At 28.3% G+C, this 15,430-nt stretch carries 18 protein-coding genes; 9 read left to right on the forward strand and 9 right to left on the reverse strand.

All coding sequences use genetic code 11. The features are described from left to right. The first annotated feature begins 97 nt into the window (after positions 1-97). The 3 genes from ACRC03_RS10355 (at position 98) to ACRC03_RS10365 (ending at position 2,498) form a co-directional block, all read left to right on the forward strand. The gene (locus tag ACRC03_RS10355) at positions 98-502 is read left to right on the forward strand and encodes a hypothetical protein (RefSeq protein WP_438652488.1); all 405 of its coding nucleotides are present in this window, start codon (positions 98-100) and stop codon (positions 500-502) included. 38 nt (positions 503-540) lie between these two features. Then, positions 541-786 carry a hypothetical protein gene (locus ACRC03_RS10360; protein WP_438652489.1) on the forward strand — a complete coding sequence of 82 codons (246 nt, stop codon included), beginning with the start codon at positions 541-543 and terminating at the stop codon, positions 784-786. Positions 787-956: 170 nt separating this feature from the next. Further along, the gene (locus ACRC03_RS10365; protein WP_438652490.1) at positions 957-2,498 is read left to right on the forward strand and encodes a hypothetical protein; all 1,542 of its coding nucleotides are present in this window, start codon (positions 957-959) and stop codon (positions 2,496-2,498) included. Positions 2,499-2,857: 359 nt separating this feature from the next. Here ACRC03_RS10365 and ACRC03_RS10370 read toward each other — a convergent pair whose 3' ends face one another. Then, the gene (locus tag ACRC03_RS10370; RefSeq protein ID WP_438652491.1) at positions 2,858-3,565 is read right to left on the reverse strand and encodes a carbonic anhydrase; all 708 of its coding nucleotides are present in this window, start codon (positions 3,563-3,565) and stop codon (positions 2,858-2,860) included. A gap of 228 nt (positions 3,566-3,793) precedes the next feature. On the opposite strand from ACRC03_RS10370, the gene ACRC03_RS10375 reads away from it, so the two are divergent. Then, positions 3,794-3,970, forward strand: coding sequence for a hypothetical protein (locus tag ACRC03_RS10375; protein ID WP_438652492.1), 177 nt, complete (start codon positions 3,794-3,796; stop codon positions 3,968-3,970). Here the strand turns inward: ACRC03_RS10375 and ACRC03_RS10380 are convergent. Continuing rightward, positions 3,960-4,115 carry a hypothetical protein gene (locus ACRC03_RS10380; protein WP_438652493.1) on the reverse strand — a complete coding sequence of 52 codons (156 nt, stop codon included), beginning with the start codon at positions 4,113-4,115 and terminating at the stop codon, positions 3,960-3,962. The two genes, ACRC03_RS10375 and ACRC03_RS10380, sit on opposite strands and share 11 nt — an antisense overlap. A 304-nt stretch (positions 4,116-4,419) precedes the next feature. On the opposite strand from ACRC03_RS10380, the gene ACRC03_RS10385 reads away from it, so the two are divergent. Next, a complete protein-coding gene (locus ACRC03_RS10385; protein ID WP_438652494.1) occupies positions 4,420-4,623 on the forward strand; it encodes a hypothetical protein in 204 nt (67 codons plus the stop codon). 120 nt (positions 4,624-4,743) lie between these two features. Here ACRC03_RS10385 and ACRC03_RS10390 read toward each other — a convergent pair whose 3' ends face one another. After that, positions 4,744-5,742 (reverse strand): inorganic phosphate transporter, encoded by a 999-nt coding sequence (locus ACRC03_RS10390; RefSeq protein ID WP_438652495.1) that lies wholly within the window; start codon positions 5,740-5,742, stop codon positions 4,744-4,746. A gap of 11 nt (positions 5,743-5,753) precedes the next feature. Further along, a complete protein-coding gene (locus ACRC03_RS10395; RefSeq protein WP_438652496.1) occupies positions 5,754-6,377 on the reverse strand; it encodes a DUF47 domain-containing protein in 624 nt (207 codons plus the stop codon). Positions 6,378-6,508: 131 nt separating this feature from the next. Between ACRC03_RS10395 and ACRC03_RS10400 the strand changes: the two genes are divergently transcribed. Continuing rightward, a complete protein-coding gene (locus ACRC03_RS10400) occupies positions 6,509-6,847 on the forward strand; it encodes a DUF4349 domain-containing protein (RefSeq protein WP_438652505.1) in 339 nt (112 codons plus the stop codon). A 57-nt stretch (positions 6,848-6,904) separates the two neighbouring features. Here the strand turns inward: ACRC03_RS10400 and ACRC03_RS10405 are convergent, their stop codons facing one another. Continuing rightward, positions 6,905-8,086: a class I SAM-dependent methyltransferase gene (locus ACRC03_RS10405; RefSeq protein WP_438652497.1), complete on the reverse strand. Its 1,182-nt coding sequence runs from the start codon at positions 8,084-8,086 to the stop codon at positions 6,905-6,907. Positions 8,087-8,742: 656 nt separating this feature from the next. Here ACRC03_RS10405 and ACRC03_RS10410 point away from each other — a divergent pair. Both ACRC03_RS10410 and ACRC03_RS10415 read left to right on the forward strand, forming a co-directional pair. After that, positions 8,743-10,671 (forward strand): OPT family oligopeptide transporter, encoded by a 1,929-nt coding sequence (locus tag ACRC03_RS10410; protein WP_438652498.1) that lies wholly within the window; start codon positions 8,743-8,745, stop codon positions 10,669-10,671. Beyond that, complete coding sequence (locus ACRC03_RS10415; RefSeq protein WP_438652499.1) at positions 10,661-11,008, forward strand: PqqD family peptide modification chaperone; 348 nt, start codon at positions 10,661-10,663, stop codon at positions 11,006-11,008. Before ACRC03_RS10410 ends, ACRC03_RS10415 begins: the two co-directional genes overlap by 11 nt. A 625-nt stretch (positions 11,009-11,633) precedes the next feature. Here ACRC03_RS10415 and asrC read toward each other — a convergent pair. From asrC to ACRC03_RS10435, 4 genes are all read right to left on the reverse strand, one after another. Then, on the reverse strand, positions 11,634-12,680 hold the full coding sequence (gene asrC / locus ACRC03_RS10420) for a sulfite reductase subunit C (RefSeq protein ID WP_438652500.1): 1,047 nt from the start codon (positions 12,678-12,680) through the stop codon (positions 11,634-11,636). An 11-nt stretch (positions 12,681-12,691) separates the two neighbouring features. Further along, entirely contained in the window at positions 12,692-13,480 is a 789-nt protein-coding gene (asrB, locus tag ACRC03_RS10425; RefSeq protein ID WP_438652501.1) for an anaerobic sulfite reductase subunit AsrB, read from the reverse strand. Then, positions 13,480-14,520: an anaerobic sulfite reductase subunit AsrA gene (gene asrA, locus ACRC03_RS10430; protein WP_438652502.1), complete on the reverse strand. Its 1,041-nt coding sequence runs from the start codon at positions 14,518-14,520 to the stop codon at positions 13,480-13,482. Before asrA ends, asrB begins: the two co-directional genes overlap by 1 nt. 201 nt (positions 14,521-14,721) lie before the next feature. Beyond that, complete coding sequence (locus ACRC03_RS10435) at positions 14,722-14,919, reverse strand: hypothetical protein (protein ID WP_438652503.1); 198 nt, start codon at positions 14,917-14,919, stop codon at positions 14,722-14,724. Positions 14,920-15,177: 258 nt separating this feature from the next. Here ACRC03_RS10435 and ACRC03_RS10440 point away from each other — a divergent pair, with 258 nt between their 5' ends. Further along, the gene (locus tag ACRC03_RS10440) at positions 15,178-15,363 is read left to right on the forward strand and encodes a hypothetical protein (protein WP_438652504.1); all 186 of its coding nucleotides are present in this window, start codon (positions 15,178-15,180) and stop codon (positions 15,361-15,363) included. Positions 15,364-15,430 lie beyond the last annotated feature (67 nt).

Here is a 15,430-nt window from a genome sequence, read left to right on the forward strand (position 1 = left end):
TACAAGTATCTTTAAATGTATGACCTTCTCCTCTATATTCGAGTACTCTTTGTTTAAATTTTATATCATATGCCATATTATTTTTATTAACTACTTTATGAAATTTAATACTATTTTCTTAAAGTTATACTACTATAACGCTATAAAAAATAAGGGTTGGTATAAAGAATTTAAACTTCTTAGTGAGGAATATATCTTAGATATATTTAATGAATCCATATTTAAAGGCTTAAAATATAAAGTGGGAGATAAGTTTTCATCAACACCATTGACAATAGAAAGTATTACAGGAAATACTCATGGAGCAATAACAGGATGGGCATTTACAAACTCAATTATCCCAGCAGAGACAAAAATAATCAAACTTTCAAAAGCAATTGAAACATTGATACCAAATGTATATCAAGCAGGACAATGGTCCTTCAGTCCGTCAGGACTTCCAATCTCAATAATAACAGGAAAATTAGCAACAGATAAGGTTTTAAAATATTGGAAGTTGTAATTAGAGTATACCTTGTTAAAGGATAGCACATCAAAAAGATGCTGTCGGGATTCCCGACGGCATCTTACTATTTCATCAATCATGATGAATATAGAGCTGTAGTGGGGTATTTACCTCAGAATTTTGATGCCTATAAAAACTTTAAAGCAAAAGAAACTATAATGATAAAAGATGGTAAGGTGTTACTTCAAGGAGTACATAAAGAAATATTAAAAGACACGGAAATTGACGGTTTTGGTAAAGTTCATTCTAATAATATAGAATTATTTTTCGAAATATGGTAACATAATTTAATGAGCTAAACAGAGAAATTATGAGATGTGATAAATTGCTCTATATTTTAATAAAGAGAGTGATTTTTTGAGCAACGGATAGAGTTGAATAATATAACTCAACAAAGACAAACTATAATTATTATAAAAATGAACTCAAGAATGAAAGGCAGTGAAAAAAATTGGAATCAAACAATATATTAGAAAATATAAATAATAAAACACTTCCAGACAAACTAATCATAGTTGATGATTTTAAGTCGAAAATTATTGATTATATAGAAAGTGAACTTATATTTCAAGATGAAAAAACTCTAGTGGAAGACTTAGAACAAATTGGACTAACATTCATAGAATACAAAAAGTATAGCGAAAATCTAAGCAAAATAATAGGTTACTCAAATAAAAGTAAAATAAATAGCTTAAATGATTATATAGAGTTTTTAAATAATATTAACGAAATTCCAAGTTTCCTAGATGGGATAGATATAATAGAAGAAACTATAGAAAAACATAATTTAAAAGAGATAAATAAAATACTAGAATTAGAAATAACTATAAAAAATCAAGATGATTTTGCAAAATTAATTAGCTCATTACATAATTGTAAAAACATATTGAATGAAAATTATGATAAAGTTGTTTCTTATGTTATAGAACAATACATAAGTAAGAGCGCTACAAAGATAAAAGCACAAGAAATAAAACAAGTGCAAAGTGAAAAAATAGTAAAACTAGAAGAACAAAAAGAGTACACAGAAAAAAAAACTAATATAGTAGAAGAATCAGATGAAAATATACTAGAACAATCAGAGATAGATATATTAGACCAATTAGAAAAAATATTTGATAAGAGTTCTACTAAAAAAGAAGAACCAGTAGAAGTCAAAGTAAAAGCTCAAGCAAAGATAGAACCTAAAAAAGAACAAAATAATGATTGTATACTAGACATATTCAAGGAACTTATAGAAGAAGAATTAAATCAAAAAGAAAATGACAAAGAACTTATAAATAATTTATACGAAAAGTACCGAATAAAAAAAGGTACATTATTAGAAGGTGAAATAAAAAAAATTGATGCTAGCTATTTATATTTAAAGCAAGTAGATGAAAATAATGAAGAAGAATTAATTATAAAGATAAAAAAACTACCTTTACACAACTACAGAGTTGGAGCAAAGCAAAACGGATATATAGCAGAAATAACTAAAAATAAAGATAGTGTAGAAATACTACTAATGAGTTCACTACAAAGTATAGCTGCAATGGAGCCAAAAGAACCTAAGAAAGCTACAAAAGCTAGGACTACTAAAGCTAAAAAAGCAGAAGATACAGGCGTATATAGTGAAAAGTATTTCAAAACCTTATTTAATAAAATAAAAAGCGAACTAGGAATAACAATGTGTAATGTAAAAAAATGCACATATGATGCTCACTTTGGAGCTCTAGTTATAATAGATAATAAAAAGAATAAATCAATAGAAGAAATAAAATTTGTTGAAAGTCTAATGAATAAAAAATGTGGCGAAGACATAGTAAAAATAATAGAATTTAAATACAATGCAATAGAATTTTTAACTGAAGTATTTGAAGTAGAAGAATGGGACGTAATAAAGGGAACTGGTAAATACGTAGTTGTAAACTATGATACTAATAAAATGGCATGGTACAAATATGTAGTAGAACAGATAAGCAGTATGGTCAATTATAAAATTGAATTTTAAATATAATAAAACTACAAAATGATTGTGAGATTTTAAATCTTTTATTAAATCACTATCAATATAATTACTTTTCTCCAATACAAAATTTATAGGGAGTTCATTATCAGCAAGCCAATTCATTGCAATGACTTGGCTATGATCTTCGGGGTGTGGAACTTGACGGGTTTTATCAAGTTCATACTACAATGTTGAGTAGTTGCACAAAAAAGAGGGGTAAGTACCCCTCTTTTAAATTCAAGTAATATTCATAAACTAATTAATATTGAAATCTAAATTATTATTTAATGTTTGAGATTCACCTGTAACTAAATTGACTACACTTAAACTGGATCTATGTCAATATTTTAGACACTATAAAACTAATTTAATAATCGAACAATGCCAGTTTCTAAGCTATAATTCCCTCCAATAACATCAACAACCCCCCCATTAATATATTTTTTAACAACTTTATTTTCACTAATAATATTCATAGAATTTTCAACATTAAAATCAGTAGCCCTTTGTATTATCTCAGACTCACTGCCACCTAAAGCTTTAGCCTTCTCATAACTTGGAGCAATCTTATTAAGTAACTTTCCTAAACTCCCCTTAATATCAGTAGATTTAGAATTGTACACAGCACCACAATCCTCATGCCCTAGAACCAGAATTAACGGTATCTTTAAACTATCTACACCAAACTCAATACTTCCTATAACAGACTCATCAACAACATTGCCAGCTACACGAATAACAAAAATATCTCCCAAGCCAGTATAAAAAATATTTTCAGGAACAACCCTAGAGTCAGAACAAGTAAGGACTATAGCAAAAGGCTTCTGTCCATTTTTTAACAAAGACTCTCTTGCCTTAGCATCAATTATAGAAGCATTATAAGTTGCGTCAACGTATTTTTTGTTACCTTCCATTAATTTATTAAGACTAGAAGTGCTATTAAAATTACTATCTATAGAAGTTTGAATAGTTTTTTCATTCTCAGTATTATTGGAATTAATAAAAACTATCGATGCAATAGCTAACACACATATTGAACAGATTATAGAAAAATTTAATTTATTATACATAAATAACCTCCTAATTTGATTGATAATGGTATTTTTGTATAAAAGATAAAAATTTATGCATAGACAGAGCTATATTTCTATTGTAATTGATTCATTTATAGCGGAAATTGGTATTAACTATTAAAAAAATCAGGATTTACCCATATAGATTTAGTTTTTTACTCAAACGGAAATCTACTAGAACACGACTTCATAATCAAACCTAATGCAAATCTACAAGATATTAAATTGGCATTTGAAGGTCATGATAAACTCACATTAAATGAAGAAGGAAATGCTGTAATATCTGTAAAGACTTCAGATATAATATTATCAAAACCTAATTCATATCAAAATATTAATGAAATTAAAGCCCAAGTAAACTCTAAATATATTGTAAGTGACTCACTTGCTACTAATCAATAACATCAGCTAAATTATATTTACTTAAAGTTTCGATAAATAAATTAGTAGCATCATAAAGTATAGGTTTTAACTTACAACAACCATTAAAACTACACTTATTCTTTTCAAAAGAAAAACATTCAACAATATCTAAATTATCTTCCATATCTTTAAGAACATTACCTAAATAAATCAATATCCTAAAACTATAATCTGAAAATTTTGATAGATTAATAGTACCTCCTATTTGTATAATAGACATTATACAAGAGTTTGATGTTTAGATGCAAATAAAAAGAGTATTTAATATACATATTTATAATGAAAAGGCTCTAGCTATGACAGCTTTAGTTGCGTTTGTTGACCTAAAATAAAAACTCAAAAAATTAAATATCACTTATCATTATAAAAAATAAAAGTAGTAAAAATAAAATTTTGTGGAAAAATAAATACATAAGAGGAGGTAGAATATGAAAAAAATTAAACAAAGCAAAAGAACACTTGATGAAAATTCACAATTAACGGAGTTAGTGAATCATGCACAGACTTATACAGAAATAACTAATGCTATACAAGATGAAAATGAAGAAGTAAGAGGTAAAATTAATAAAAAAGAAAATGTAAAAGCACCATCATATCAAGATATGCATCCATACAATAATAAATTTAAATAAAAATAACATTTTATTTTCAAACAAAAATTACTGCAATAGTTCTGATGTTGCAGTAATCTAATTAGCAAGAGGGAAACAAAGTTTCCCTCAAAAACCCTAGGGGTGCATTTTTTAGAATACTTATATAAATATATTTATCATATTAAATACTAGTGCTGCTAATGCTGCTGATATTGGAAGTGTAATAAACCAAGTAACTATCATCTTTTTACCCGTATTCCATTTTACACCTTTTACTCTATAAGCACTACCAACTCCCATTATAGAAGATGAAATAACATGTGTTGTACTTACAGGTAATCCAAGATGGGATGCTCCAAATATTATAAATGCTGAAGATAAATCTGCGGCAACTCCGTTAACAGGCCTTATTTTCATAATTTGTGTTCCAACAGTTTTTATTATTCTCCATCCTCCAACAGATGTTCCTAATGCCATAGCAGTGGCACATGAAAACTGAACCCAAAATGGAATTTCTCCTGGTTCTGCTAAACCACTCCCTACTAGTGCCATTACTATTATACCTATAGATTTTTGGGCATCATTTGTTCCATGAGCAAAAGCTTGAATAGCTGCTGTAAAAACTTGAATGTTTCTAAAATTTTTATTCGTCTTAGCAAGATTAAAACCACTGAATATATATTTAAAAATAGTAAACATTATATATCCTACTGTAAATGCAAGTATAGGAGATATAATTAAAGATTTAATTATTGCAATAAATCCTTCATAGTTTATAGAAGAAAATCCGGCTGACGCTATAGCCGCTCCGACTAGTGAACCAATAAGTGTATGAGATGAACTACTTGGTATTCCATAGTACCAAGTAATAAGGTTCCACGCAATTGCCGCAATTAGTGCTGCTAATATAACCAATGATCCATGGTTTATTGTAGTAACATCTACAATATCTTTAGCAATTGTTTTTGCAACACCTGTAAATAGTATTGCGCCAAGGAAATTCATACAAGAAGCAATAATTATTGCACGCTTTGGAGTTAGTGCTTTCGTCGAAACTGCTGTTGCTATTGCATTTGCAGTATCATGAAATCCATTAACAAAATCAAAACATAATGCAAGGATAACAGTTAAACCTAAAAGTAAATATGATGTAGTCATCTTTGTTCTCCTTATGAATTCTTCATTATTACTGTTTCGAGCACTTTTCCTACTTTTTTGCATCCACCAGTAATATCTTTAAGAAGTTGATATATATCTTTGTACTGCATAAGTCTTACAAAATCTTTTTCTCTTTCAAATATTACCTTTATAGCATCTCTTACTAGGTTATCGCAAGTCTCCACATACTCTTTAATTTTTATTGTGTGCTGTCTTATTTCTGTAAGTTTCTTTTGTGAAAGCAATTCAGTAGCACTATATATTTCACATACACATTTATGTAATAGACTACTAAAATCCACCATATAACTATCTATTTCATATATATTATACATATAAAAATGTGCTGCACATTCTTCAAATCTATCAAGAATATCATCCATACGAGCAGCTAACTCTAAAGCATCTTCACGCTCAATGGGAGTAATAAATGTATTATTCAATGTTCTTATTAATTCATCAACCAATTCATCGCCTTTCAGTTCATACTTTTTCATATTCAACCTGAATTCATCGAGTTGTTTTTCTTCACTTATTTTGTATTCATGAAAATGTTCTCCAGCATCTTTTAAATTAGTTGCAATGTCTAAAACCATTGATAGTAGCTTGTCTGTTTTCCTATTGCTATTTCTCATTAATATAATCCCCTTTTAAATAAATATCGTCTTCTAAGATGATTCCTACTTAATTGTAGTTAAATAGTGATAAAAATGCATTAATTTTCTATTAAATATATATTAAACATTGAATATAGGTCAACATTTCAATTCAAGCTAAAAATCAAAATACACGCTATGCAAATTATCAGCTTAAAATCCCTAAGAATAATGTCAGTAAATTCATTGAAGAAATAAGAAAATATTCAAATATTGTAAATACGTCTACTGAAAGTATTGATGTAACTACTCAGTATCAAGATACTGAAAGCAGAATAAAAGTATTAAAAACTAGAGAGGAAAGATTATTAGAACTATTGAAAAATGCTCAAAACCTTTCAGATACTATTAAACTTGAGGAAGCCTTAAGTGATGTTATATATAAAATAAAAAAATTAGTTGAGAAACCAAAATATAATAGTAGAAAAAGAGGTAAAAAACTAACTTAGGATGTAATAAATAATAGCAAGCCAAGACATTGCAAATGTTTGGCTTGCTATATTTTTCTAATCTTTGTAAATGTAATCTCTCGTAAGAGGAAGTTCATTATTTACTCCGTTTGTAAAGACAATTTGGTTAAGATCTATAGCACCATTATAGAAACATGCTGCACATGATAATAAATACATAGTCCACATTCTTACAAATCTTTCATCAAATTTTTCTCTAACTATATCTTTATTTTTTTCAAAGTTTTCATACCAATGTAATAAAGTTTTCATATAATGCAATCTTAAACTTTCTACATCTGTTGTATAAAAGTTATAGTCAGCTGATAAGTTGATAATTTCTCTTAAACTAGGTATAACACCGCCTGGGAATATATATTTTTTTATCCATGCATCTCCTTCAGATTCTGTAAGAGCACTTATATAATGAAGTGCAAATATTCCTTCTTTTTTTAATACTTTAGATACATTCTTAAAGAACAAATCATAATTTGGTCTTCCTACATGTTCAAGCATTCCAACACTTACAACTCTATCAAAAGATAATTTTGATTTTTCAAGTTCTCTATAATCCATAAGTTTAACATCTAAGTATTCTTCTAATCCCTCTTCTTTTATCCTACTCTTAAATTTCTTATATTGTTCTTCACTTAGTGTAATTCCTAGCCCTTTTACTTTATATTTTTTAGCTGCTTCGATAAGTAATCCTCCCCATCCACAACCTATATCTAATAAACTTAATCCTTCTCTTAAGTTTAATTTTTTAAGTAGATGATGAATTTTATTCATTTGTGCATCATAAAGAGAATCCTCTTTGTTTTTAAAATATGCACAAGAATAACTCATAGTATCATCTAGCCATAAACTATAGAAATCATTACCTAAGTCATAATGATATGATACTTCTTCTTTTTGTTTTTTAGCAGATGTTGAATTACCAAATATATTTGTTAAGCCTTTAAAGTCAGTAGAAAACTTGTCTTTAGATTTTAAGATTGAATTAAGGGCTAAAATTAAATCTCCTTCAATTTCTAAATCTCCATTCATATAAGCTTCTCCAAATACTAATGATGTACTTGTCAAAATATCCTTTTTGCTTATTGGTTTATGAAGTATTACTTTAAATAAAGGGTTACCTTGTCCTACTAAAACTTCTTCTCCATCCCAAAATTCAAAAGTAAATGCTTCTCCATTAAATCGATTTAAAAATGTTTTTAGAAATACTTTATTTATATCCATGTAAATAACACTCCTTCTATAATATAATATTTTTAATTCATGTCTAAATGTTTTGCATTGTATAATCTATTTATACATGAATTCTATTGGTTTTTTAATAAACTATCAAATCATTTGCGATTAAATTAATTTGCAATTAAATTAATTTGCGATTGAACTGATTCTAAATGAATTGTCGATTTATGTCAATACCCTAATCTAAAATAATTAATTTTTACTTACTCTAGATATATTTTTACATAACACTATAAATTGTTTATTTCTTTGAAATGACTTGAACCTCCCAATCTTAACTACCTACAGTAACGTTTGAAGGTGGGGGATTCATGTTCAATAGTACTATTGTACTAAGTCTACAACGAGCCCCAATAACTTCATATCTATATGCTGATGATCAAAAAAAGTGAATCATACTTTCATAAATCTTTGGATCTAAAGATAAATCTCTGATGTATAAGGATAAAGGTATCAGTAGAAAATAAATCAAACTGTGAACTTAAACCTAAAATATGGTTTATCACTTTATATAGAAACATTGAAATATAAAATTTAAACATTAAAAAAAATAATGATTACGATTAAAAAAATCAATGCATTGCCAAAAAACGACAAAACATGATACAATTAAAAAAAATAAATAAGGAGGAAAATGCGACATGAGTAACAAATTATCAAAAGATGCTTACGGTGGAGTACATGGTAAAGATTATGTACCATACGTAAAAGACAAGTCAGCAAAAGGTTCAAACGTTGCAGTGTTAATAATAGGTATAGCATTAGCAGCTTTATTTGCAGCTTCTACAGCTTACTCTGGTATGAAATCAGGTTTAACAGTTGCAGCGGGTATACCTGGTGCAATAATAGGTTCAATGCTTGTAGGAGTATTTGCTAAGTCAAAAGGTATACTTGGTAAAAATATAATACAAGGTATGTCAAGTGGTGGAGAATCAATAGCAAGTGGTATGATTTTCATATTACCAGCAATTATTCTTATAGGAGGTAAAATAAACTTCGTAGAAGGTGTAGTAACTGGTATAGGTGGATGTTTATTTGGTATAGGATGTTCATCATTAGTTTATAACTATCTTATAGTAGAAGAACATGGAAAGCTTATGTACCCAGAGTCAATGGCAGTATCTGAAACGTTAGTTGCTTCAGAAGGTGCTGGAGATGCTATAAAGTTTATGGGAATAGGTTTTGGAATAAGTGGTATTATAAACGTTTTAACAGGATCATTCTTAAATGTCGTTAATAATACTATGACATTTGTAGGAGCTAAGTTCTATAAGTGGAAGTTCTCAATGGAAGTAAATCCTTTATTATTAGGAATAGGATTTATAGTTGGTTTAGATGTAGCTTTAACTATGTTTGCAGGATCTATATTATCTAACTTTGGTATAGCTCCATTAATCGGTTACTTTACAGATTTAGCAGCTAATGGTTCTAGTGCATGGAATGATGCATCTATATTAGTAAACCAAATGGATGTTAATGCAATATCATCAAGTTTCGTTAAATATATAGGAGCAGGTATGATGCTTTGTGGTGGTTTAATAGGAGCTATAAAGCTTATACCAACAATAGTTGTTTCTCTAAAAGAAACTTTAAATGCAAGAGCTTCTAAAGATGGAAGTTCTGAAGGTAGTTCAACAGAAATGTTAATACTTTTAGCAGGAGTTGTTATAGCATTTGTTGCAGGATTTATAGTATCAAATGGAAATATTACTATGGCAATACTTGGATCAATAGTTGCAGTAATATTATCTTTATTATTTGTAATAGTTGCTGGTCGTTTAACTGGTACAATAGGAACATCTAACCTTCCAGTATCAGGAATGACAATAGCTTCATTAGTTATATTAACATTAGTATTCGTTGCAATGGGATGGAAGTCAAATGCTGATAATAAGTCATTATTATTATTTGCATCATTCATGGTTGTTGCAATATCAGTAGCTGGAGGATACAATCAATCTCAAAAGGTTACTTATATAATAGGTGGAAATAAAAAAGAAATGCAAAATTCATTTACAATAGCTAGTATAGTAGGAGTAGTAGTTGTTGTTGGAACAATGATGTTACTTTCTTCTCAATTAGAAGTTACAGGAGCAGATGCTCAATTTGCATTACCACAAGCTAACTTAATGTCTACATTAACTTCTGGTATAATGTCAGGAAACTTACCATGGGTTATGATAATAGCTGGTATTGTTATGGCGTTATTCTTATTCGTATTAAATTTACCAATAATGACTATAGCATTAGGGTTCTACTTACCGATATCAACAACTTCTATAATATTAGTTGGAGCGTTAATTCGTTTATTTGTTGAAAAAATGTGTAAGAATGCAGCTGAAAAAGAAGCTAGAGTTTCAAATGGTATAAGTTTATCTTCAGGATTAGTTGCTGGAGGATCTATAATAGGTTTAATAGGTATAGTATTACAAGTAACAGGAGTTATAACTCCTAAAGTTCCAACAGGATTTGCAGCTTCTAATGGGATGGCGGTAGTTATATTAGTTCTTCTGGTCATAGCTACAACAATTCCTATAGTAAAATCTAAAGTGAAGACAAATGAAAAATAACAAAGAGGTTTTAGATATTATATTTAAAGTTTGCGATGGAGTTGAGTATGAAGTAAATGAAGTTGGAATAGTTACAATACTTGAAAAACAAGAACATAAAATACAAAAACTTTTTAGAAAAATAAAAGTTAAAATTCCTACTTATAAAAAGATTGAGCTAGATGAATATGGTAGTTCAGTATTCTTAGCAATCGATGGTAATAATACTGTTGAGGAAATAGGAAAAGTATTAGAGGCGAAGTTTGGAGAACAAGCAAAGCCACTTTATGAAAGATTATTACTTTTTTTAAATCATATAGATGTAAATTGCAAATATATAGAACAAGTTAGTTCTTAATATAAACTTAATATAAAATAGAGGAGAATATTTTCTCCTCTATTTTTTTTGGTGTGCCTGGTATGGGCAACAATTTGACTGTGAGAGGCAAAAAACTGTTGTGCAAGCAAGTAAATAGAATTTATATCTGTCATTATATTTAGATTTTTAGGGATTTTTTTAAACTTATATAGTACATCATTCAATGCTATTACAGCTGATGCAGTATATCTATTAAGAGATGTATGGTAAGAAAGGATAATGGTCTACAAATAAATTTACAAGCGTAGTTACGCTAGTAGCATAATTAATTATGGATTCTTTCTTAAATTTATCGCCAGATTTAAAAGTAGCCTTACACAGTTTGCATTGGTATTGACCTTTTCCTCCGTTATTATCTCATAGATACTGATGCGAAGGGGGAATTTGTATCTGTTTTTAGATATTAACTTATTAAATAAGCGTCTAAATCTTTTAAAACATAAAAATAACTGTACAAAATTTATTAGCTAAGTGATAGCTTCTAAAAATGAACAGTTATTTTTTTGAAAAAACCTCAAAATAGCAAAAGGCTACTGGAGAATATCCAGTAGCCCAATACTATCAAAAACATTAACTAATAAATATCTAGAAAACCTAGTATATATTATCTTAGAGGTCTATTTGATTCTATAGATTCATGTTGTTTAATAGGTTTTACATTTATATTAGATCTGTATTCTGTTTCTTTCCAGAATACATTCTCAGCAACTAAAGCCTCTGGATTTAAATTAACATCACTTAGTATTATTTCTTTAAATTTATGATATCCAGCTCTATCTATTAAGTGACCTCCATGTAAATATTGAGGTTTATAGTCTAGTGCCCATTCAGAGAATTTTTGCCAATTCCCAAATACACCAAGAACTACTTCCTCACTTGCAAAGTTTATAAACGTTTGTCCCATTCTTGGGTTTTGTTTTCCAGATCTTCCTCCGATTATAATTCTATAGAACTTTTCTGGTTTACGAGTCCATGCACTTGCAGGACATGCTAATACACATTCTCCACATCCAACACAACAGCATGGATCTTTATCGACTCTACCATTTTGATTCATACTTAATACTCTTGTTGCATGATGTTCACAAGCTTTAACACATGCTCCACATCCAATACATCTTTCAGGGTGGTACTCCATTCTAGCTTGACCTATTACACCAAAATCTTGGAAATGTCCTTTTCCACAATCATTTGGGCATCCTGCTACAGATACTTTTATATGGTAATTAGATGGGAATACTAGTTTTTCTATTTTATTTGCCATATCTTTAGTATTTACATTACCCTTGATACAATGAGTATTACCTATACATGCCATTATATTTCTAGCGCCTATTGTAGGGTATCCATTTTTATCAATCGCCATATCACAATCACATTCATCTACTTCTACTTCTTTTATATATTGTTCTATATATTCATTAACGGCCTCTGTATTTTCATATTTTATACCAGGAATATTAAAGGTTTGTCTCATACCTACATGGAAAGTTCCATCTCCCCAAGTCTGAGCTATATATTGAACTACACTTAAATATTTAGCATTTACTGTTCCACCAGGTATTCTCATTTGAAGCATGAATTCCCCTGAAACTTTAGATTGACGAAAACAATTTAATCTTAATTTTTTTATATCTATATCATTATTCATGGTTATATCTCCTAATCTAATAAATTTTTTGATTTAGTGTAATTAAATACTGGTCCTTCTAAACAAACATAAGTTTCATCAACTCTACAATGACCACATTTTCCTACTGCACATGACATTTTTCTTTCGAATGATACCCATATTTTATCTTCAGCTACTCCTAATTTTAAGAATTCTAAAGCTGTAAATTTCATCATCATAGGAGGACCTACAATTATAACTTCATAATTATCTTTAAATGATTCTAAAGGTAATTTATTTAAATGAGTAGTAACTAATCCACTTTCAAATCCATCTATTTTTGTATTATCTAAAGTATATATTGTATTAAATTTATCTTTCCATAAATTTAATTCTTCTTTGAATAATATAGATTCTTCATCTTTAAATCCGCATATTAAATTAGTACTTTTTGCATATTTTTCTTTATAGAATTTTTGTATAAGAGTTCTAACAGGAGCTACACCTGTACCACCAGCAACTATAACAACATTTTTACCTTTAAATTGTTCTACAGGCCAACCTTTTCCATATGACCCTCTTAAGAAGAGAGTATCTCCTGCTTTTAAGTTAAATATTTCATCAGTTACTTTTCCAACAGCACGTATAGTAAATTCTAAATAATTATCTCCAAATCCACTAACTGATATTGGAGCTTCTCCAACTTTTGGTATTGATAATTGTAAGAATTGTCCATGTTCACATTTTATATCTGTTTCAACTTTAAATGTATATTCTTGTTTTGTTTCTTTTTTTACATTTAGTATCTTATATGGTTTAGGTGTTAATATATTTTCCATTAATTAGCATCTCCCTCTATAATTTCTTTAACTGCTTTGTTAACTTTATTTATTGTTGCTGTAATAGATATATGTTCTGGGCATCTATCACTACATCTACCACATCCAACACACATATGGCTATCTTTAAATTGTTCTTTGTAGTCATGCATTTTATGAAGAACTTTATATCTCATTTTATCACCAGTAGTATTTCTAAATTTATGACCACCAGCCATTTCATCAAACCCATCTACGTGACATGATGCTTGTATTCTTCTTCTTTCACCAACATTTGCATTTTCACTATATACAATATCTCTAGTTGTGTAGCATGAACATGTTGGACATGCGATTGTACAACTTCCACATTCTACACATCTTTTGTCATATTCTTTCCATACATCATGTTGTTTTAACTTATTTAAAACTTCTTTATTTTCTATATCAAAAAGATTAACTTCTGCTACATTTTTTTCTATAAAATTAAGTACAAAATCTTCTTCTTTGTTACATTCAAAATACTTTGTGAACTCATCATCTTTTATGTTAAATAAAGCACCATCTTCTAAAAATCTTGTACTTATACTATAATCATCAGTTTTATTAGAATTCATTACTGTACAAAAACAAGTATCAAATCCATCTACACATTCAATACAAATAAATTTAACTTTATCTCTAATTCTCTTATAGAAGATATCTTCGAATCCACCATTTTCTAAATAGATTTTATCTTGTATTTTTTGAGCATTTATATCACATGGTCTAGCAAAGATTAAAATCTTTTTATCAGCATATGGATTTTTACTTTCTCTAAACTCATCTTCATTAAAATAGTAAAGTGTTTGAGTTATAGGAGTTATTACTTCCTTTATTGGGTAAGTAGATTTTTCATCGTAAACGATTTCATCATATGAATTTACTTTGTCATATTTAACTATATCCGTATCTGAATATCTACCTTGATTTTTAAATCTTTTTGGTGCAAATATTTCATATTCATTCTTTAAATCTTTAAATAAATCATTTAATTCCATTTTATTTAATTTATATCCCATTTAAGTTCCTCCATTTTAATAAATATCTTAAGGATACAAAACTCAATAATTTAGTTTATATTCTTAAGGTTTTTATAAATATAACATATTTTTATAAGCATTAATAATTTGAATTAATTATGAATACCATATACATAATTAATTAAAAAACCAAACTATTGCAATACCTTGGCTACAACCTGGAGATATGTAAATAAAATCTTATAGACTATTTTGGTATTTATTATTATGACTAATGACTAAAAACTCCTTATCATTGTTAGGCAAATAAAAATGATACACAAGAGAGGTTATAGTTTTATCTTTATCTAAAGTTAACTCAAAAGAATCTAGTACAGGAGAACCATGTATATTGAGTTTTAAAGCTATAATTTCTTGATTTTCTTTCAAATTATTCAATGTAATATCTTTAACATCTATTAGATCCACGGAAGGTTGAGCAACCCACCTATTAATATATTATAAGGATGTATTAAATTGACATTTTTATAAAGGTGTTGTAGGTAAAGTGTGGTTTAAAAGATTTTATAACTAATCTAAGAATTATAATTAAATCTATGATTAAATCTAAAAAAAGATATAACAATGGATATCTTCAAAAATTAGTATATATATTGATAGACTGCAAGTATTTTATTATATTTTTTTGGTAAAGTATTGATAGATGTTCCTCACTTACCAGATACTGGAGCGAGCTGGTATTACTGGAAACTACCAGAGAAAAATTTTATATCTCAGCTTACTGCATGGTTACTTTATGGAGCTCATCAGCTTACAATAAATTGCCGAAAAGCCCCCTTCTTTAGATGTGGGGATGAAAGGCAAGGTCTCAAACTATCTTAATAAAGAGAGGTGGAACAACTTCTAGTTATATTAAGTCTCAAATGTTGTATAATAAAAATAATATATG

This window comes from Romboutsia sp. (genome assembly GCF_051659545.1).
Classification (GTDB): Bacteria; Bacillota; Clostridia; order Peptostreptococcales; family Peptostreptococcaceae; genus JBOFOR01.